This is a genomic window from Neorhizobium sp. 2083, from assembly GCF_031455615.1.
Lineage (GTDB): Bacteria > Pseudomonadota > Alphaproteobacteria > Rhizobiales > Rhizobiaceae > Neorhizobium.
Window position 1 is genome coordinate 204,493 of record NZ_JAVDTC010000003.1, and the last position, 19,726, is coordinate 224,218.

A 19,726-nucleotide genomic window follows, 5' to 3' on the forward strand; every position below is an offset into this window, starting at 1 on the left:
GTCGGTCAGGCCGCAAGGTTCAGCAGGCGGGCGGAATTGTCGCCGATCAGCGTGCGGATGTCCTGGTGCGAGAACCGCATGTCGAGCAGCGCATTGACGATCTGGCGATAACCTTCGAGCGGACGCGGCGCGCCCATCAGGCCAAGATCGGAGCAGAGGCAGGTCTTGTCAACGCCGGCGATCCCGATCAGGTGCCGCAGGTATTCCGGCTCGTACTGTTTGCCGGAGCCGGGGATGAACATGCAGATGGAATGCTCCATGTAGACGCCCATCGCGACGAGACCCTTGATGTCCTCGTCGCTGCAGCCGACGATATAGGTCGGGTGGTTGACCAGCATCTTCTTGACGCCGCGCTTCTTCGCCTCGTCGAACAGGACGAAAAGCTCTGGTGCTTCCAGATGGCCGCCGGCGAGGATGATATCGCCCTCGGCGATCAGGTCGAGCACCTTCCTGGTGTCGTCCGTCACCTTGCCGTTGGCGTCGAGCGAGCTAAGGGGCGTGGGATCGAGCATCTTCTGGGCGGTCTTCGGGAAGCTCTTGGCCTCCGTCAGCCCCTTGCGAATGTGGTTGGCGGCGGCGAGCGTCGGCATCCAGACGATCTTGGCGCCGATCTTCACGGCATGATCGACGGCGTAAGGATTGATGCCGCCACTGGCATTGTTGAGGGCGATGCCGGAGAACAGCTTGATGCCCTTCTCGGGATAGATGGTTTCCAGAATCTTGGCATGCGGTGTGCCGAGGTAGAAATGATCCTTGTAGAGCAGCGCCCGGAACCCGGCATCGGCCGCTTCCATCATCGCCTCGCGGTGGTCGAGCACGCGCGGCATGGCGGCGGGGCCGCTGTGGCAATGAAGATCGACCGCCCCCTTCAAGAGCGTCGCGACCTCCTCGTCGCGTGCCTTGCTGCCGGCGGTGCTGGATGATGCCATATCGGATGCCATTTCTACTTCTCCCTGGTCATTGCTGGCGTGGAATGCGGCTGATCCGCAGCGCACGCCTCGATTACCTGTTTGCGATCTCGCGCCAATCCGTCAGCACCTTGGCGGCGGACTGGCGCATCAGGCCCTGGTCGGACGAGACGATGAAGGATGTGACGCCGATCTCGCGGAACGGCTCGGTTTCGGCAATCGAACCGACCATGACGCAGACGGGCTTTCCGACCGCTGCCGCGGCCCTGACGATCTTTTCCGTGATGGCCCGGATCTGTGGCGCACCCTGCGACTCTGCGCCCATGGCGACGGAAAGGTCTCCGCGGCCGACGAAGAATCCGTCCAGTCCTTCGACGGCGACGATCTCGTCAATGACGTCGAGCGCTTCCGGATCCTCGATCATGGCGATGACCGTGACCGATCTGTCCTGCTCTTCGACATGCTGCCACATGCCGAGCGTGCCATAGCCGCCGGCCCGCGGCGAGTTGGAAAAGCCGCGCGCGCCGCCGCGATAACGGCAGGCGGCGACGATGGCCTTCGCCTTCTCGACGCTGGAGACGTGCGGCACGAGAACGCCGGCAGCGCCATCGTCCAGAACCGCCAGCAGCTTGGCGGGCGTCGGCTCGGCAACGCGGACGATGCCGGCGGTGCCGACGGCGCGCGCCGCCAGCAGGCCGTTGTCGATCGTCACACGGTCGAAAGGTGCGTGTTCTTCGTCGATGACGACGAAATCGAAGCCCATGCCACCAAGGATTTCGATCGAGTGGGTCGTTGGGGTCTTGATGAAGGATCCGACGAGAAGCTCGCGATCCCCGAACCGCTGGCGGAAGTCGGTCGGCCGTGCCGTTGACATCTCATTTCTTTCTAGTGTATCGCTGTTCAGAACAGCTTTCTATTTTTAGAAATTTGTACACCGCTGCCGGGGGAGGCTGTCAAGCGCAAATGCGCCTGGCCTCGGCGGCGGGGCGGCGTGGAAGAACGGTTCCGTCCAGTTGCCGCGATGCGGCATCGGGAAACAGGGCCAGCGAGGGAGGCGGGGAATGCCGCGGATTGAAGGAAAGAGCGGGGACGGCGTCCAGGCGGTTCAGCTCGCGTTGAACATTATCGAGCATGTCGCGAAAGAAAGGCATGCAGTGGGCGTGACGGCACTGGCGCAGGCGCTGGGCACGACGAAGAGCCGCATCCACCGGCACCTGCAGACGCTGGTGCAGCAGGGTTATCTCATCCAGCCACGCGATTCGGACCGGTACGAAAGCGGGCCACGGCTGGTGGCGCTGGGGCGGGCGGTCAGCGACAATCTCGATCTCGCGCATGTTGCGGCCGATCCACTGCTCGAACTGCGCGATGCATTGGGGCATTCCGCCGTGGTTTCGCAGATCACGCCGGACGGAATGCGCGTGGTTCACATGGTTCCCGGTCGTTCACCGATCGAAATCGGCGTGCGCGTGGGCTCTCTTCTGACGTTCAACAGTTCGGCCCAGGGCAAGGCGGCGCTGGCTTTCGTTTCGCCGGAATTTCGCTCGCGCGTCCTGCGCGGCAAGCTGGAAATCTTCACGCCGCACACGATCATCAGTCCTGCTGTGCTTTTGGCCGAGCTGGAGACGGTCCGGGCGCAGGGGTGGGCGACCGCGCCGAACCAGGCGGGGATCGGACTTAATACGCTGGCGGCACCGGTGTTCGACTCTTCCGGTGTTGTCTGCGGTGCGGTCGGTATCGTCGACATGGTGCAGTTCATCGCGGAAGTGCCTTCCGAGGATCAGCGCGCTCGCACCATGGCTGCGGCGAAGCGGGTTTCGTCAGCGCTCGGTTATGGAGCTTTGTGAGGCGGGTGGGATGCCGGCAACGGTATCGCTCAAGAGATCGCAATTGAATCTTGACAACGGAAAGACCTCAGATATCCTCCTTAGCGAAACATCGTTTCGAAGATAAGAACAAGCAGGGGAGTGCTGTTTGTTCGAGGGGAGGAGGAAAGCATGTACAAGCGACACCTGTTGGTGGCGACTGCGATGACCGTTATGGCCTTTTCCGGCGAGGTAAGGGCGGCTGAGACTTTCAAGATCGGGTCGTCCGTCGGGCTGACCGGCTATGCCGCGGTCATTGACCGCGCTTGGCGCGACGGACTTGCCGTGGCGGCCGATGCGCTCAACGAGAAGGGCGGCATCCTCGGCAAGAAGATCGAGATCATCACCGAGGACAACAAATCGCAGCCGCAGGATGCGGTCGTCGGATATCGCAAGATGATTTCCAGCGATCAGGTCAACCTGTTCGACAGCGGCTGCGTATCGGCCGGCAATTTCGCCGCCGCCGCGTTCGTGATGCAGGCTAAACTGCCCATGTATCTGTGCTCGATCCTGCCGCAGCGCGACAACGAACAGGAGTGGGCCTTCAGCTTCCTGGCGCCGCCGAAATTCGAGATCGAGGCCCGCTACCGCTACATCGAGGAAAAGACCAGTATCCGCAAGGTCGGCATACTCTATGATCCGACCCCCTATGCGTTGATGATGAAGGGGTTGGGCGAGCAACTCGCCAAGGATTTCGGTCTCGAAGTCGTGGCGCAGGAAACCTACAAGCCGGACGATGCGGACATGACCGTACAGCTTGGCCGTATCAATGCGGCCGGCGGCGGCGCGGTCGTCAAGATCGGGCAGGGCGGCTCGACGGTGACGGCTGCCAAGAACATCAAGCAGCTTGGTCTCGACAAGATGCTGCTTCTGTCCAGCAACGATGACGGGTCGATCTTTCAGCAGGCAGGCCAGGTTCTCGGCGATCGCTTCTTCTTCGTTGCGCCGCCGGTGCAATTGCCGAAGCAGTTGAAGCCCGGCCCGGCGAAGGATGCCGTCGATGCCTTCCTGAAATACTGGAAGCCGAAATATCCGGATCGTGACCCGGCCAACAGCGCCCGCGCGTGGGATTCGATGATGGTGCTGGCCAAGGCGGCCGAAATCGCCAAGTCGACCGACGGCAAGGCGCTTCGTGACGCAACGCAGAAGGTTCCGTCCTATGTCGGTGCCTATGCGACGTTCAACTTCTCCGAAAAGCAGCATGTCGGCATAACCGAAAATCCGTTCCTGATCGGCAAGTTTGCCAATGGCGAACTGGTGGTCGCGGAATGAGCGTGCTCGTGACCGATAAAGGAAATGTCCCTCTGCTCGAGGCGAGGGACATTTCCGCCAGCTACGGCCATGTGCAGGCGTTGAAACCAACGAGCCTGCATATAGCCGAAGGCGAACTGGTGACGATCCTCGGGCCGAACGGTGCGGGAAAGACGACACTGATGCGGGCGCTGACGCGCCTGACGGCCAGCAAAGGCAATGTCTTCTTCCGTGGAGAAGAGATTACCGGGCTTTCGACCCCCAGGCTGGCGAGGCGCGGCATCGTCATGGTGCAGGAGGGGCGAGGGCTGTTCCCGCAGATGACCGTCCGGGAAAACCTCGTCATCGGCGCCTACCTGCACCCGGCCGAGACGGACACGCAGATGGCTTCGGTCTTCGAGCTGTTTCCACGGCTGAAGGAGCGTCTCGACCAGTCGGCGGGATCTCTTTCCGGCGGCGAGCAGCAGATGCTGGCGATCGGCCGCGCCCTGATGGCAAAGCCGCAGCTCCTGATGCTGGACGAGCCGTCGCTGGGCCTGGCGCCACGGGTGGCGTCCGAAATCCTCGGCACGCTTCGCGAACTGAACCGCCGTGGAATCGGCATTCTCCTTGTCGAGCAGAAGGCGCCGCTGGCGCTGAAGCTGGCGCAGCGCGTCTATGTCATCGCGCTCGGCAAGATCGTTGCAGAACTCAAGACAGACGAGATCAAATCGCATCATGACCTCGCACGTTACTACCTCCATTGAGCCTTCGGGCATTCGCTGGCAGTCGATCCTGCCGATCGTCGCCGTGCTGGCTCTGGCCGGTCTCGGGCTCGTGTCGAGCGACTATATCGTCACGGTGCTCGGCTTTGCCTTTATCTATGCGATCTTCTGTACAGGCCTGAATTTCTTCATGGGCTATACGGGCCAGGCATCGTTCGGGCAGAGCGCGTTCGCCGCGATCGGCGGTTACGGCAGCGCGATCCTCTGCACCGATTACGGCTGGGAGCCGCTGCTGGCATTGCTTGCCACCATGGTCTTGTCCGGCATTGCGGCGGTACTGGTCGGTTACCCGACGCTGCGCCTGCGTGGCCACTATCTTGCCATGGCGACGTTCGCGCTCGGTCTGATCGTTTATGAGATCACCATCGAGTGGACGGCGCTGACGCAAGGTTACATGGGTTATTCGGGCATACCGCCGCTCGGTATCGCCGGCTTTGCGCTCGATACGCTGAAGCATCAGCTGGTGGCGCTGGTCGTCCTGTCGCTGGTCGGCATCGGCATCGCGGCACGGTTGCGGCAATCGCGGTTCGGCAGGGCGCTCGCCTCGATCGCCGGCAGCGAATCCGCTGCCCAGGCGCTGGGGGTCGATATCGCCCGCTACAAGCTGATCGCCTTTGTAATCGCGGCACTTTACGCCTCGGCCGCCGGTTCGCTGTTTGCTCATTTCGTCGGCTTCATCAGCCCGGAAATCTACGGCACGACCATGGTCATCCAGAGCTTCGCAATGCTCTATCTCGGTGGCATCGGAACGATGTGGGGGCCGATGATCGGCGCCATCATCGTGTCCATCCTCCCGGAGGCGCTGCGCGGACTGAAAGAAATGCAGGATATCGCCTATACGGCGGTCCTCATCTTTATCCTCATCTTTGCGCCCCGCGGCCTGGCCGGCCTCTCGGTCCTGTTCCGGCGGACACACGACCGCGTGCAGGAGAAGGCATAGTCATGGCACTCCTTTCCGTTCGCGAGGAGACGATGCGCTTCGGCGGTCTCTTCGCCAATCAGTCCATTTCATTCGACGTCCAGGAAGGCGAACTGCTGGCGGTGATCGGTCCGAACGGCGCCGGCAAGACGACGCTGTTCAACGTCATCTCCGGCTTCTTCCCGCCGACATCCGGTTCGATCCATTTCGATGGCGAGGACATTACCGGCAAGTCGTCTCACGATGTCGCCTCGGCGGGATTGGTGCGCACCTATCAGCTTGTCCAGCTCTTCAAGCAGCTGACCGTGGCCGAGAACGTCGAGATCGGCAGCCATCGGGTTACCCGTGGCGGCGTCTTTTCGGCTCTCTTTAGGCCGGAATGGATGCGCGAACAGGAGAAAAGCGTCGCCCAGGGTGCGCGCGATCTGCTGCGTTTCGTGGGCCTGGAGCATCAGGCCGACATGATGGCGGACACGCTGCCCTACGGACGCCAGAGGCTGCTCGAAGTGGCGCGGGCGCTGGCCGCCAAGCCGCGGCTGCTGCTTCTGGATGAACCGGCTGCCGGCCTCAACACCCAGGAAACGGATGCGCTGGCGGAAGTCATCACCCGTATCCACGGGACCGGCACAACCGTCATCCTCATCGAGCATGACATGAGCCTCGTGATGAAGATCGCCCAGCGCATCGTCGTGCTGGATTTCGGAAAGAAGATTGCCGAAGGGACGCCGGACGAGATCAAAGCTCATCCGGATGTCATCGCGGCTTATCTCGGTGGAACGGAGATGGCCGATGCCTAGCCTTGTCGAATTCCTTCAAAGCATCGTCAACGGGGTCGGCGTCGGCCTGATCTACGGCCTCGTCGGCATCGGTTTCTGCGTTATCTACAATGCCAGCGGCATCGTCAATTTTGCGCAGGGCGTGTTCGTCATGCTGGGCGGCATGGTCTGCGAGGTGTTGCTGACGCAGCTCGGCATTCCGCTGATCTTCGCGGTGGCGCTGACTATTCCGCTGGTGGCCGTCTCCGGCATCGTGATGGAACTCGCTATCGTGCGCCCGATGATGCATCGCGGAGCGACGTTGTTTGCGATTATCCTTGCGACGCTTGCCGCGCAGATCATGATCGAGCGTATCACGCTCATCACCTTCGGCGACCGGCCGCGAACCTATCACGAGTTCACCACCGGCGGGCCGCTGAAGATCGGCGACGTGGCGATCGGTTACCAGCTTTTCTGGATCCTCGGTTGCGGCGCTCTGCTCGTGCTGCTGCTGTGGCTGTTCTTCACCCGCACCCGCACCGGCAGGGCATTGCGCGCCTGCTCGCAGAACCGGGAAGCGGCACAGCTGCTCGGTATTCCGGTGGCGCGGATGATGCTGATTGCCTTTGCGCTCAGCGCAGCGCTCGGCGCCATTGCCGGCATTCTTGTGACGCCGACGCAATACACCGCCTACAATGTCGGTACGCCCTTCGGGGTGAACGGCTTCATCGCGGCGATCATCGGCGGCTTCGGCCGAGCCGGCGGGGCACTCGCGGGCGGGCTTCTGCTCGGCGTCTTGCAGGCGCTGGCGATCGTGGCGCTTGGCGCGGGCTTCAAGAATGTCGCTGCCCTGAGCTTCCTGCTCGTCGTGCTGCTGTTCTTCCCCAACGGGCTTTTTGCCGGCTTCGGCAAGGGTGCCAAGGCGCATTGAATTTGATGATCGGCCTGGGTTTCGAGGGCCGAATGAAAAGGAATGATCTCCATGTATAACAGCACCGATCCCCGGGCATCGCTGGCGACGGCAAAATCTGCCCCGCAGGCTACGGAATTTGCGGCGGCGGAATATCTGAAATTCTACGAGACCGCGCCGCAGGAAGACGATGCCAACGGCAAGACCTGGCTCGGCAGGGGACAGAATTTCATCATCGCCCATAGCGAGGCGAACCCCGGCGCGAGCTTTTCGCGCATGGCCCAGATCGATGAATATGCCGTGCTGCTGCCGGATGCAAAATCCTCCGCGACGATCACCTGGCAGGGCAAGACGGAAACCGTGGCCGGTTACTCGCTGGTTTTCGTGCCGCCGGGTGACAGCACCGTCAGCATGCCGGATGGCGGTCGCGTGGTGCGCATGTTCTCCACGCGCTCGGAGGATCTGGCGGAGGCTTGTGTCAACGCCCAGTCCTATGTCGCGCCCCATCCAAACATCCCGCCTTTCCAGCCCTGGCCGGAACCGCGCGGCGGATACAAGGTGCGGGCTTATTCGCTCGACGTGCCGCCCGAGCCCGGACGGTTCGGCCGTATCTGGCGCTGCACGACGTTCATGGTCAACGTGCTGCCGGCCGACAGCGGGCCGCGTGACATCAACAAGCTGTCGCCGCATCATCACGACGATTTCGAACAGTGCTCGCTGGCGTTGGAAGGGTCGTATACCCATCACATCCGTTGGCCGTGGACGCCGAGCCTCAATGCCTGGCGGGCCGACGACCACGAGTTCTGCGCGTCGCCTTCCGTAACGGTCATTCCGCCGCCGGCGATCCATACGTCGCGCGGTATGGATGCCGGCGTGAACCAGTTGGTCGATATCTTTTCGCCGCCGCGGTTCGACTTCTCCGAAAAGCAGGGCTGGGTGTTGAATGCGGACGATTATCCGATGCCGACCGGTAGCGGTGTGCAGCAATGAGTAAAACGCTGGAAGATAAGGTGGTTCTTGTCACCGGCGGCTCCAGAGGCATCGGCGCAGCAATCGCCCGCAGATTTGCATCGCTCGGAAGTCGCGTGGTGATCGCCTATCGGAGCGACCGCGCATCGGCGGAAGACCTTTCCGCCGAACTTTCCGCGGCGGGAGGCAATTGCATTGCGATCCAAGCCGATGTCGCAAATCCTCAGCACATTGAAGCGCTTGTATCGGGAACTGTAGAGAATTTCGGCGTAATCGATGTCCTGGTAAATTGCGCTGCCATTGGTCCCTATCGTCCGCTGGGCGAGATGGATGCGCCATTCGTGAAGTCGATCCTGGAAACCAACATCATGGGCGTGGTGTTGCTGACCCAGGCCGTGCTGCCGTTCATGCCCTCACCCGGCGGACGGATCATCAACATTGCATCGGCACTTGCCTTTAGGCCGATCCCGACAAGTTCGGTCTACTCCGCATCGAAAGCAGCAGTGGTTACGCTTACCCATGCCTTCGCCAAGGAACTTGGGAAAAGAGGCATTACCGTCAATGCGCTTGCACCTGGGGTAATCGAAACGGATATGACGACCAAAATCATCGCCGAACGAGGCGAGCAGATCCTGGCGATGACTCCGCTTGGGCGAATAGGCCTACCGGACGACATTGCGGGCATCGTTACGTTCCTGGCGTCGCCGGAGGCCGGCTGGATTACCGGTCGGACAATCATCGCAGACGGTGGAGTGACGTAATCATGGCTCGGTTCGATTCGATAAAAGACCCCTCAAACTTCGCGAGATTGTCGTACCGCGACGACCGTTGGCAAAGGCGTATCGATATGTCTGAGCCGCGCGCTCATTCTCCCCTGTATGGGGCTCCCCGGCAGACTTCGTTCGAAGACACTTTGGACAGGACTGAAAACGCGTTGTGGAGGCGCGGTCGATCGATCATCCTGATCGTGGATGGCGTAGAACACGAGTTTCCGTTCGGCGACGGGCTCGTCGAGAGCCAGGTACTTTCACGCTTAAAAGAGCGAAAGATAACGATCGGCAAAACAGGGACGGCCGGCGCCATCGTGTTTGCGATTGCCCTGTTGGGGCTAGGCACGGCCATAGCGTTGTTCCTGTTGCAGCGGTAGGCTTCCCCTTCATCGCCATGCGGAAGGGCTGGGACAGGGTCAGGAAGTGGGGCGAGGGGACGTCCATGGCCTTTGCCATATGTTCTCGCCGCCGCTTGAGCGCTTCAAATCTTTCGCCATCCCAATCGTTTATCGGGCCGAAGCCGCCTCGAGCGCCTCGTAATGATCGGTGATCTCAGCGCCAGTGGCGATCCAGACCTCGCCCTTGTCGATGACGTGTCTTAGGAAATCGCGCAGGATGTGCCAGCGCATCGGTCGGCCCGAGACCTGCGGATGCAGCACAAGCGTGGTGACGCCACCCCAGGCGTGGGTCGCCTCGAATTCGTCGATCCACAGCTGCAGCACGGCATCGCGGCCGAAAAGCGGACGCGAACTGGTTCGGCTCGACATGCCGAAATTCCAGTCGTCGAACGCGAAGTTGACGGGGATTTCGACCGGTCCGACCGCGCCATCGGCGCTGGCGTGGCGATAAGGGAGGATGTCGTCGCGGAAGGAGCTGGAATAACGAATTCCGGTCTTCTTGAGATAGGCGAGCAATTCGGGGAAGTTTTCTCCGGACGGGGCGCGATAGCCGACCGGGCGGACGCCGAGTGCCGATTGCAGCGCTTCAAAGCCGCGGTCGATTTCCTCGAAGGCTTCGTCGAGCTTCGTCCTGTCCGGCAGCTTGTGGAGATATCCGTGATGACCGATCTCGTGGCCTGCCGCGACCATCGCCTCGCACTGCGCCGGATGGGCAAGGGCCGTCCAGCCGGGCGTGAAGAATGTGCCCTTCAGGCCGAGTTCGGCCATCAGTTCGAGGATTTTGGCAATGCCGACCCGCGCGTCGTAACCGCCATGCGACGTCGTTACCATCCGATCGACATTGGAAGGATTGTTGCCGATCCAGGCGGTCTCGGCATCGACGTCGAAGCCGATGAACAGAGCACTCTTGGCGCCGTTCGGCCATATCATCCTGGGGGTGGCCGGAGCCGGGTTCAGCGGGCGCGGGGAAAGATCGAACGTCATGCCTTGAGCCTTCAACGAAAAGTGGGGATGCTGTCGGCGTTGCCTGCCATCAGCGCTTCGATTTCAGAGCAGTCTTCAACCTGTTCGAGCGAACCAAGCAGATACCAAAGCGCGTCAAGGCGACCGGGCGACAGGCTCATGGCAGTAAGCTCCCGGAACTTGGCTTCGACGGCCGAGGCCTGCATCGGTCGCTCGGCAGAACCTGTCGCGCGCGGAACCATGCGATCGATCGTCATGCCATCCTTGAAGCGAAGCGTCACGACCGGCTCGGCCATGGGATCCATGGCCTCGTCCACTGCGACATCGATCCTGTCCATCATGGCATGAACCTGCGGGTTGAGACGACGCTCTTCCGTATAGGCCTGCAGACCGGCGGTGCCGAAAGTGCAGCGGGCAGCCAGCGCATAGGGTAAGCTCATCTGCGTCGGGGCCATCGCGGCGCCCACCTTGGCGCCGCACATATCCTTGAGCATGGCGCTCATACGCAGGTCGATATGCTGGATATCGGACGCTTTCCGCCCGGTTTCGGACAGGAGATCTTCCAGCGCATCGACTGCCGAATGCGCACCACGGCAGGATGCGTAGGGCTTCAGTACCGCGCGATTGACCTTCCACACTTCGCCGAGGCCTTCGGCGAGCAGTTCGGGCTTGCAGGCTGACTTGTTATAGGACCTGAAGAAGCCTCCCCAGACGTCGTCAAAAACGCGGGATGGGCCGGCAAAGCCGTTTGCCGCAAGCAGGGCGGCAAGAAGGCCACCCTCCGCAGCGCGGCCGGCGTGAAGCTTCTTGGCCTGCGAGCCGTCGTGGATAAAGGCCCAGAGGCCGGAGGAAAAACTTGTGGCGAGTGTGATGGCATCGCGCGTTGCCGATGCATCGAGACCGAGCAGGCTGGCGCAGGCCGCTGCCGCGCCGAGTGTGCCGCAGGTGCCGGTTGAATGCCAGCCGAGGCTGTTGTGCGCGTCATAACCGCCGGTCGCCTCGAGAATACGGCGCCCGACATCGTAGCCGGCAACGACAGCAGTGATCATCCGCTTGCCGTCCATCGGGCGGCCCGTTTCGTGCAGCGCAGAAAACAGGGCCGGAAGCACCACGGCACCCGAATGGTCGCAGCCGCCTGAATCATCCAGCTCGAAAGCATGGGCGGCACAGCCGTTGAGAAGCGCTGCGTCCCGCGTGGATGCCGCAAGACCGGTTCCCCACAGAGAAACGGAGCCATCGGTTCGAAGGGACTTCACCGCAATCGCGAACTCGTTCGAGCGCGCGCCGGCCAGAGCTGCCCCCAGCGTATCGGCGATGTGGATCTTGGCCTTGGCAACGACATCTGCCGGCAGCGCGTCATAGTCGAGAGAGGAAACGAAGCGGGCCAGTTTGTCGACCGGCGTGTCGGCGAGAGAACGGTTCATGGAATGCTCTGGAGATGCGCGACGAAAACGGCCATCCCTGTAGGAGAGACCGCAGAAGCGTCCGGCCGCGAGGAGCCGCGGCCGGACATCCTGAAATGGACGTTACTTGACGGCTTCGCCGTTGATATAGATGCCGTCGAGCATCGTGCCTTCCAGGCCGTGCTTGGCATAGATGGTCTTGTATTCGCCGGATGCCATCAGAGCCTTGAGAGCCGCGGCATAGGCATCACGCAGCGCCGGGTCCTTCTTGGAGAAGGCGATGCCCTGGTAGACGGCCGTGAAGGGCTCGCCGACGATGGCATAGGTGTTCTTTTCCAGATTGGTCAGGTAGGGCAGGGTTTCGGAACCCTGGACGGCGCCGTCGAGGCGACCCTGCTTCAGCTGGGCGCGGGCATCGGCCGAACCTTCGGTGCCGACGACCTTGATCGCCGCCAGACCCTTGGCTTCGCAGTTGGCAGCGCTCCACTTTGCCGTTTCATCCGGGAAGGAGGTACGACGGCTCATGCCGACTGTCTTGCCGCAGAAGTCGGCCGGGGTCTTGAACTCTTCCTTGCGGGAGGCCGAGGTGTAGAACTGCGCGCCGGACTTCATGTAGTCGAGGAAGTCGAGGGTCTCGCGACGCTTCGGCAAGTCGCTCATGCCGCTGTGGATGAGATCGACGCGACCGGTCTCCAGCGAGGAAACCATCTGTTCGAAGCCGATGTCGGACCATTCGACGGTGGTGCCAAGCTGCTTTGCGAGCGCCAGGCCGAGATCGATGTCGACACCCATCAGCGTGTTGGTGGCCGGATCCTTGTATTCCATCGGCGGGTAGTTCGGCTGGTTGGCAACGACGATCTTGCCGGCCGACTTGACGCGGTCCGGCAAGCCTTCGGCATGAGCGGCCGTTGATGCAAGCAATGCGGCGGCGAGAGCGATGAATGTGGTCTTCACGTAAGTTCCCCTTTTCCAGAACTGGGATTGATTGATCTTGTCGCTTATTTGCGGGCCGCCGACAGCGGCCCGGTTTCTCAGCTGTGGACAGCCTTGATGAATTCAGCCGTGCGCGGACTTTTCGGCGAGGTCAGGAGTTCCGATGCCGGCCCGATCTCGACCATCTTGCCTGCTTCCATGAAGGCCACCGTATTGGCGACGTTGCGGGCGAAACCGAGTTCATGGGTCACCACGATCATCGTCATGCCGCTTGCGGCGAGATCCTTCATCACGTCCAGCACTTCGGAAACAAGTTCCGGGTCGAGTGCGGATGTCGGCTCGTCGAACAGGATCAGATCGGGACGCATGCACATCGCACGGGCGATTGCGACGCGCTGCTGCTGCCCGCCGGAAAGCTGCGACGGATAATGGCCGATCTTGTCTCCCAGCCCGACGCGGGCGAGCAGTTCTTCGGCGCGCTTGCGGACCTCGGCGACGGGCTCCTTCAAGACCTGCACGGGCCCTTCCATCACGTTTTCAAGCGCGGTCATGTGCGGGAACAGATTGAAGCGCTGGAACACCATGCCGACACGCCGGCGCTGGCGCGCCATGTCCGCATCGCTGATCTCGTAGAGGTTATTGCCCTCGCGGCGATATCCGACCAGTTCGTCATTGACCCAGATCGCACCCGAATTCATTTTCTCGAGCTGGTTGATGCAGCGCAGGAATGTGCTTTTTCCCGATCCCGACGGGCCGATGATGCAGCAGACCTCGCCCTTTGCGATCTCCAGATTGACCTTGTCGAGTGCGGTGAAGGGGCCGAAAAGCTTGGTGACGTCGACCGCCTTTACAATGATATCCTTGGTCATCTCACACCTCACATCGACGCCGTGATGGACTTGCTGCCGCGGCCGAAATAGCGCTCGATATAATACTGGCCGATCGACAGGAGAGTGACGACGACGAGGTACCAGAAGCACGCCACCAGCAGCAGTTCGAGCACGCGGGTATTGGCGAAGTAGATGATCTGCGCGTTGTGGAGGATTTCCGAATACTGGATGACGCTGGCGAGCGAGGTCAGCTTGACCATGCCGATCACCTCATTGCCGATCGGCGGCACCATGACGCGCATCGCCTGCGGCAGCACGATGCGGCGCAGCATCCTGAATTGGGTCATGCCGATCGCGCGGGCCGCCTCATACTGGCCGCTGTCAACCGACAGAAGACCACTGCGCACGACCTCCGACGTATAGGCACCCTGCGAGATGCCGAGACCGAGCATGGCGGCGACGAACGACGTCATGACGTCGACCGTGCGGAATTCGAACAGGCCGGGGATGCCCATCTTCGGAAAGATCAGCGCCAGGTTGAACCAGATCATCAACTGGAGAAGCGCCGGGGCGCCACGGAAGATCCAGACGTAACCGATCGCGATCGACGAAAGCACCGGATTGCCCGATACACGCATGATCGCGATCACGACGCCGAGGACGATGCCGAGCGCCATTGCGGCGACCGTCATGATCAGCGTGCTCTTCAATCCGTCCAGAATGGCCGGAGCGAACAGGAAGTCGCGAACGTAACTCCATTCGATCTGGCCGACGCTGAAGGCGCGCACGATGGCCGCGAGGATCAGCAGCACGATGGCCGCGGCGATCATCCGCCCGACATGGCGTTTCGGCACCAGCTTCAGATGGGCGATTTCGTATTTCTGGTCGGTGGTTGTGGATGTCGCGTCTGCTATGCTCATCGCGCGCCTCGCGTTTGCTGCGGCAGGGCCGGCGCGGCCGCCGGAAGCAGTTCGGCGGCGGCGAAAGCTGCCTTGGCCTCCAATGCGGCATTGAAGCGCTCGATCTGATCGCGCACCCTTGCCGGCGAGGTGGAACCATAGCCGGTGCGGCTTTCAAGCGCACCTTCGATCGTGATGGCGTCGAGAACGCCACGGTTCAGGCGCGCGTCGATATTCGGTAGGTCGGCTTCGGTAAGGCCGGACAGGTCGTGGCCGCGTTCCTCGCAATAACGAACCACGGCGCCGGTGATTTCGTGAGCCTGGGCAAAAGGCACGCCCTGCGACACGAGCCAGTCGGCGACTTCCGTTGCCAGCGTGAAGCCTTTCGGCGCCTCCTCGCGCAGCTTGGCGACGTCGAACTCCAGCGTTTCGACCATGCCCGCGAAAGCAGGCAGGATGAGCTCGAGAATGTCGAGGCTCTCGAAGAGGACGCGCTTGTCTTCGGCGAGGTCACGGTTGTAGGCGAGCGGCATTGCCTTCATCGTCGCCAGGAAGCCCGCGACGTTGCCGATCAGCGTGCCGCTCATGCCGCGCGTCAGCTCGGCGATATCCGGGTTCTTCTTCTGCGGCATGATCGACGAGCCGGTCGAATAGCTGTCATGCAGCTTGACCCAGCTGAATTGCTTGGAGGCCCAGATGCAGATCTCTTCGGCCAGACGCGACAGGCTGACGCCCGCAAGCGAGCAGATGAACAGGAATTCGGCGACGTGATCGCGCGCCGAGACGGCATCGATCGAGTTTTCGCAGGCGGCGGAATAACCGAGTTCGATGGCGGCAAGATCCGGGCGATTGACGATGCCGGAGCCTGCAAGGGCGGCGGCACCAAGCGGCGAGCGGTCGAAACGGCGATCGAAATCCTCGAAACGCTCGACATCGCGCAACAGGCTCTGTGCATGCGCCATCAGGTGATGGCCGAGGACGATCGGTTGCGCCGGCTGCAGGTGGGTAAAGCCGGGCATGATCGTTTCGGTATGCCTGGCCGCCTGAGCGGCGAGCGCCTTCTCGACATCGATGATGCCGCGCGAGATTTCGCGGGCCATGCGGCGCAGGTAAAGGCGGGTATTGTTGGCGGTCTGGTCGTTGCGCGAACGGCCGGCGCGCAACTTGCCACCGAGCGCGCCGAGACGCTGCATCAACAGCCGCTCGATGAAGGTGTGAATATCTTCGTCAGAGGGGATCGGCTGTTCGCGCTTTTCGGCAATGTCGGCCTCGATCTGATCCAGCGCTTCCCGAATGGTGATGAATTCGGCATCGTCCAACACGCCGGCACGCTTCAGTTCGGATGCATGTGCTCGGGAACCAGCCAGATCCTCGCGAAACAGCCGGAAATAGGAGGGATGCGCGCGCGAGAGATTGGCAAGCGCTTCGGACGGACCGGACTTGAAGCGTCCACCCCAGAGCTGTGTCGGCTCAGACATCAGTATTCCCTTGTTTGTCAAAAATTTAGGCAACGCTCTCATCGGGCCTATAAAGAGGCAAGCGAAGATAATTGGTTGCCCTATGACGAAAGCGACTAGCGTGCGTCTGATGCAACGCATATTGTTGAAAGTGTCTGCATTCCGTTCTGCCCGATACGAGGGTGCGGACGGTGCGCTACAGGGTACGTGAGGCAGGAGTGGCAGGGCGTAAACAATTCCCGTCGATGACGGGACTGCAGGTGTTGCTGGCAGTTGCTGAAAGAGGGTCTACGAGCGCCGCAGCCGAGCCCATGTCGCTATCGCAGAGCGCCGTCAGCAAGCAGCTGATCAATCTCGAAGAGGCGATCGGCGGCCCGGCGTTCACACGCACGCCGAACGGTATGGTGTCGACCGAGCTTGGAAGCATCTATATCGAACACGCGCGTACGGCCATCAAGGCCATGGAAGATGCGGCGCTGAAGGTATCGCGCCTGAAACCCGGGCCTCGCGTGCTTCGTCTCCAGGTGCCGCCCATCTTCGGCGATCGCTGGCTTCTGCCGCGATTTGCGCAGTTCACCGAGGCCCATCCGGAAATCGAGGTCCAGTTCACGACATTCGTCTCCAAGACGCAGACGGAAGTCCCGGACTGCATGGTTCGCTTCGTCGTGAAGCCCGTTGAGGACGAGGAGGGAGAATACCTGTTCGGGCACGATGTCCGTCTCGTCAGTGCCCCCTCCTATTGGGAAAAACTCGGCGAGCCGTCCTCACTCGAGGCCGCGTCAAAGGGCGTCATGCTTGAACATCCCCAGACGCCGTTTCACTGGCCATTTCTGGCCGCCTTCCATGGCAGTCCAATACTGGAAGCGCGCCACACGATGCGCTTCGGGTACTACACGATGGTCATCCGCGCCGCTCTTGCCGGCCAGGGCGTGGCGTTGATCCCGCACGGGCTGATTGTCGAGGAACTCGCAGCCGGCCGCCTCGTCAACCCCGCGGGCCTCGGCTACCGCAGCGACTACGGCTACTGGTTCACACGACCGCGCAATCTTCCGACAAGTCAATCCATGCGGCTTTTCACGCAATGGATCAACGGCGAAGGCGCTATGATGCGCGACTAGCGCATCATGCGATCGACGCTCCGCGGTCGGCATCCGCTGCCGTCGCGATGCGGCGGACCGTTCCGGCCAGCGCCCACCGCATCGTCTCCATCACGAGAGCATCCCGACTTGAAGTGATAACCGATCAGGGCGGGACTGACATCCAGCTCCTTCGCAATACGGCGCAGCGAAAGTTGTTGGGCCCGATCGTCGCCATGGCCCTGTAGGTGCTGCGGATAATCCGAAGGCGTCAAGTGCTGCCCCGATGGCAGGCGGAGCGGTTTTGCCGCCAATAGCTCTTTGGCTCGAATCCCGTCAGCCGCACAGTTGGATATGACCATGATCACTTCACCAAAGCGTCCTTTGGGAAACCGGCAGCCAAACCATCGATGAACTTGCGCACTGCCGGCGGTAGGCCGCGGCGTGTTGTGAAGACAAGGTGGACGAGCCCCTTCATGCCGCGCCAGGTAGGCAGCACGCGCACGAGTTTTCCTTCCTCCAGCGCCTGCCGGCAGGTGTGATCGGGCAACAGGGCAACGCCGAGGCCGGCCAGCGCTGCGGCTCTGACCGCAGAAAAATCCGCGCATCCGATCCTCGGCTCGTGCCGCAGCGTATGCGTCCGCCCGTCATCGGTCTCCAGGAACCAGTTGACTTCGCCCTGATCGTCGGTTGTGGACAGCGTGGGCTGGGTCGCGAGATCGTCGACGATGCGGATGCGGTTGGCAAGTTGCGGACTTGCGACCAGGATGCGGACGGAGTTGCCGAGCGACCGCATCGTCAGCGAGGCGTCGCCGTCGAGAGACGTGCGGACGCGCAACGCGACATCGATACGCTCCTCGATCAGATCCACCGGCCGGTCGATCGCGATCAGTTGCAGGCGCACTTTCGGATATTGCGCCAGAAACTGCGTTACCAGAGCCGTGATCGGTTCTACGAGCCCGGTCGGACAACTCATGCGGATCAGTCCGTGCGGCTCTGATTGCGCCTCCGCCACAAGGGCCTCGGCACGCTCCGCCTCCGCCAGCATGGCTGTGCAGCGCTCGTAGAAGGACCGCCCGACATCGGTCACCCGAAATCGCCGGCTTGACCGTTCAATCAGGCGGACGCCGAGACGTGCTTCCAGCCCGGCCACGCGGCGGCTCAGTTTCGACTTGGGCTCCCGCAGAGCACGGCCCGCGGCTGCAAAGCCGCCATGGGCCACCACTTTGGCAAAATAAAACAGGTCGTTCAGATCAGACTGCATCAGCGTTCTCCAGGTGGAACGCTAGGTAGCATTTTCGCTGACTGTTGGCATCAGCGTTCCGATGTCATCTTCTTTTTCAGCGGCAACGGGCCGTTATCGAAGGAGAAAGACAATGACGAAGAAGTTTGCAGACAAGGTCGTAATCGTGACCGGTGGTACGAGCGGCATCGGTCTGGCGACAGCCAAGGCCTTCTCGGAAGAAGGCGCGTCGGTCTTCATCACGGGTCGCCGAAAGGAAAATCTCGACGCGGCGGTGAAGGAAATCGGCGGCCGGATCACCGGCGTGCAGGGCGATATGAGCAAGCTCGTCGATATCGACCGCCTCTACGACGCAGTCCAGCAGAAGCACTCGCAGATCGACGTGGTCTTCGCCAACGCCGGCGGCGGAGAGATGGTGCCGCTTGGTGCGATCACCGAGGAACATTACCAGAAGACGTTCGATACCAACGTGAAGGGGACCCTGTTCACCGTTCAGAAGGCTCTGCCCCTGTTGCGCGATGGCGGCTCGATCATTCTTACATCCTCGACCACCAGCATATCCGGCACGCCGGCTTTCAGCGTCTATTCGGCCACGAAGGCGGCTGTCCGCAACTTCGCACGCAACTGGATCCTCGACCTCAAGGATCGCCACATCCGCGTCAATGCGGTCAGCCCTGGCGTGACCGATACAGCGGGCCTCAACGAACTGTTTGGCCATGGCGAGAGCGCCGAGAACACCAAGAACTATCTCGCCAGCCTTATTCCCGCGGGCCGGGTCGGCAAGCCGGAAGAGATTGCGAAAGCGGTCCTCTTCCTTGCTTCCGAAGATGCCTCTTTCGTCAACGGTATCGAGCTGTTCGTCGACGGCGGCCACGTCCAGATCTGATTTTCGAGCTTGAGGAGTGCCATCATGGCAGACATTGCAACACTGCTCGAACGGAACCTCCAGGAGATATTCGGGGAGGGGGATGATGCCCTCCGCCGCCAGGTGGCGGAGGAGATCCTTCTGGAGGACGCCGTGTTCGTCGAGCCGCACGGGATCTATCGCGGCAGGGACGAGATCGTCCGTATCGCCGGGGTTATCCGTGCCATGCACCCGACGTTTCGTTACACCACGATAACCGCGGCGGAGGTGCTGCACGACCAGGCGGGACGCGTAAAATGGGTGGCGGGCGCGGATGGTGAACAGCCGGCCTATGCCGGTACGGACTTTATCGTCGCAAGGAACGGCAAGATCGCCGCCATCTACCTCTTCTTCGATGGCGCGCCCGATCCGACCAGCCCCTCGATCCCGGCGTGATCCACGACAAATACGAAGTGAATGCGAGCCGTCTTTACTATCCGGGCGGCTCGCCGGGTCAAATTCGCGGTCGGCTCGGCGACCGAGTGTAACAACGGAAATTATTGCGGGATGAA

The 19,726-nt window shown here is 61.7% G+C and carries 21 protein-coding genes; 12 read left to right on the plus strand and 9 right to left on the minus strand.

Going from position 1 to position 19,726, the window contains the following annotated elements:
- Window positions 1–5 precede the first annotated feature (5 nt).
- Window positions 6–941: a DUF6282 family protein gene (locus J2X76_RS13740; protein ID WP_310216979.1), complete on the minus strand. Its 936-nt coding sequence runs from the start codon at window positions 939–941 to the stop codon at window positions 6–8.
- 61 nt (window positions 942–1,002) lie between these two features.
- Window positions 1,003–1,782 carry an aldolase/citrate lyase family protein gene (locus J2X76_RS13745; RefSeq protein WP_310216981.1) on the minus strand — a complete coding sequence of 260 codons (780 nt, stop codon included), beginning with the start codon at window positions 1,780–1,782 and terminating at the stop codon, window positions 1,003–1,005.
- Between the two features lie 187 nt (window positions 1,783–1,969).
- Here J2X76_RS13745 and J2X76_RS13750 point away from each other — a divergent pair, with 187 nt between their 5' ends.
- From J2X76_RS13750 to J2X76_RS13790, 9 genes are all read left to right on the plus strand, one after another.
- Window positions 1,970–2,752 carry an IclR family transcriptional regulator gene (locus J2X76_RS13750; protein WP_162736642.1) on the plus strand — a complete coding sequence of 261 codons (783 nt, stop codon included), beginning with the start codon at window positions 1,970–1,972 and terminating at the stop codon, window positions 2,750–2,752.
- A gap of 150 nt (window positions 2,753–2,902) precedes the next feature.
- A complete protein-coding gene (locus tag J2X76_RS13755; protein WP_310216983.1) occupies window positions 2,903–4,042 on the plus strand; it encodes an ABC transporter substrate-binding protein in 1,140 nt (379 codons plus the stop codon).
- Window positions 4,043–4,050: 8 nt separating this feature from the next.
- Window positions 4,051–4,767, plus strand: a complete 717-nt coding sequence (locus tag J2X76_RS13760) for an ABC transporter ATP-binding protein (protein ID WP_310216986.1) — start codon at window positions 4,051–4,053, stop codon at window positions 4,765–4,767.
- Window positions 4,739–5,725 carry a branched-chain amino acid ABC transporter permease gene (locus J2X76_RS13765; protein ID WP_310216988.1) on the plus strand — a complete coding sequence of 329 codons (987 nt, stop codon included), beginning with the start codon at window positions 4,739–4,741 and terminating at the stop codon, window positions 5,723–5,725. The genes J2X76_RS13760 and J2X76_RS13765 overlap by 29 nt, the downstream gene beginning before the upstream one ends.
- A 2-nt stretch (window positions 5,726–5,727) precedes the next feature.
- A complete protein-coding gene (locus tag J2X76_RS13770; RefSeq protein WP_113129096.1) occupies window positions 5,728–6,501 on the plus strand; it encodes an ABC transporter ATP-binding protein in 774 nt (257 codons plus the stop codon).
- Window positions 6,494–7,390 (plus strand): branched-chain amino acid ABC transporter permease, encoded by an 897-nt coding sequence (locus tag J2X76_RS13775; protein WP_310216992.1) that lies wholly within the window; start codon window positions 6,494–6,496, stop codon window positions 7,388–7,390. The genes J2X76_RS13770 and J2X76_RS13775 overlap by 8 nt, the downstream gene beginning before the upstream one ends.
- 51 nt (window positions 7,391–7,441) lie before the next feature.
- Window positions 7,442–8,359 carry a hypothetical protein gene (locus J2X76_RS13780; protein ID WP_310216995.1) on the plus strand — a complete coding sequence of 306 codons (918 nt, stop codon included), beginning with the start codon at window positions 7,442–7,444 and terminating at the stop codon, window positions 8,357–8,359.
- A complete protein-coding gene (locus J2X76_RS13785) occupies window positions 8,356–9,099 on the plus strand; it encodes a 3-oxoacyl-ACP reductase family protein (protein WP_310216997.1) in 744 nt (247 codons plus the stop codon). The genes J2X76_RS13780 and J2X76_RS13785 overlap by 4 nt, the downstream gene beginning before the upstream one ends.
- Before the next feature lie 2 nt (window positions 9,100–9,101).
- Window positions 9,102–9,485: a hypothetical protein gene (locus J2X76_RS13790; protein WP_310216998.1), complete on the plus strand. Its 384-nt coding sequence runs from the start codon at window positions 9,102–9,104 to the stop codon at window positions 9,483–9,485.
- A gap of 129 nt (window positions 9,486–9,614) precedes the next feature.
- Here the strand turns inward: J2X76_RS13790 and J2X76_RS13795 are convergent, their stop codons facing one another.
- The 6 genes from J2X76_RS13795 to argH form a co-directional block, all read right to left on the minus strand.
- Window positions 9,615–10,490, minus strand: a complete 876-nt coding sequence (locus J2X76_RS13795; RefSeq protein ID WP_310217001.1) for a polysaccharide deacetylase — start codon at window positions 10,488–10,490, stop codon at window positions 9,615–9,617.
- An 11-nt stretch (window positions 10,491–10,501) separates the two neighbouring features.
- The gene (locus tag J2X76_RS13800) at window positions 10,502–11,893 is read right to left on the minus strand and encodes an MmgE/PrpD family protein (RefSeq protein ID WP_310217003.1); all 1,392 of its coding nucleotides are present in this window, start codon (window positions 11,891–11,893) and stop codon (window positions 10,502–10,504) included.
- A gap of 102 nt (window positions 11,894–11,995) precedes the next feature.
- Window positions 11,996–12,826, minus strand: coding sequence for an ABC transporter substrate-binding protein (locus tag J2X76_RS13805; RefSeq protein WP_310217006.1), 831 nt, complete (start codon window positions 12,824–12,826; stop codon window positions 11,996–11,998).
- Window positions 12,827–12,903: 77 nt separating this feature from the next.
- Window positions 12,904–13,674 carry an amino acid ABC transporter ATP-binding protein gene (locus J2X76_RS13810; protein ID WP_113285116.1) on the minus strand — a complete coding sequence of 257 codons (771 nt, stop codon included), beginning with the start codon at window positions 13,672–13,674 and terminating at the stop codon, window positions 12,904–12,906.
- An 8-nt stretch (window positions 13,675–13,682) separates the two neighbouring features.
- Entirely contained in the window at window positions 13,683–14,555 is an 873-nt protein-coding gene (locus J2X76_RS13815) for an amino acid ABC transporter permease (RefSeq protein WP_310217008.1), read from the minus strand.
- Complete coding sequence (gene argH, locus J2X76_RS13820) at window positions 14,552–16,012, minus strand: argininosuccinate lyase (RefSeq protein WP_310217011.1); 1,461 nt, start codon at window positions 16,010–16,012, stop codon at window positions 14,552–14,554. Before argH ends, J2X76_RS13815 begins: the two co-directional genes overlap by 4 nt.
- A gap of 224 nt (window positions 16,013–16,236) precedes the next feature.
- On the opposite strand from argH, the gene J2X76_RS13825 reads away from it, so the two are divergent.
- On the plus strand, window positions 16,237–17,109 hold the full coding sequence (locus J2X76_RS13825) for a LysR family transcriptional regulator (RefSeq protein ID WP_310218029.1): 873 nt from the start codon (window positions 16,237–16,239) through the stop codon (window positions 17,107–17,109).
- A 322-nt stretch (window positions 17,110–17,431) separates the two neighbouring features.
- On the opposite strand, the gene J2X76_RS13830 is transcribed toward J2X76_RS13825, so the two are convergent.
- Complete coding sequence (locus tag J2X76_RS13830; RefSeq protein ID WP_310217013.1) at window positions 17,432–18,331, minus strand: LysR substrate-binding domain-containing protein; 900 nt, start codon at window positions 18,329–18,331, stop codon at window positions 17,432–17,434.
- A gap of 112 nt (window positions 18,332–18,443) precedes the next feature.
- Between J2X76_RS13830 and J2X76_RS13835 the strand changes: the two genes are divergently transcribed.
- The gene (locus J2X76_RS13835; protein WP_310217016.1) at window positions 18,444–19,196 is read left to right on the plus strand and encodes a glucose 1-dehydrogenase; all 753 of its coding nucleotides are present in this window, start codon (window positions 18,444–18,446) and stop codon (window positions 19,194–19,196) included.
- A gap of 24 nt (window positions 19,197–19,220) precedes the next feature.
- Window positions 19,221–19,610: a nuclear transport factor 2 family protein gene (locus J2X76_RS13840; RefSeq protein WP_310217019.1), complete on the plus strand. Its 390-nt coding sequence runs from the start codon at window positions 19,221–19,223 to the stop codon at window positions 19,608–19,610.
- Window positions 19,611–19,726 lie beyond the last annotated feature (116 nt).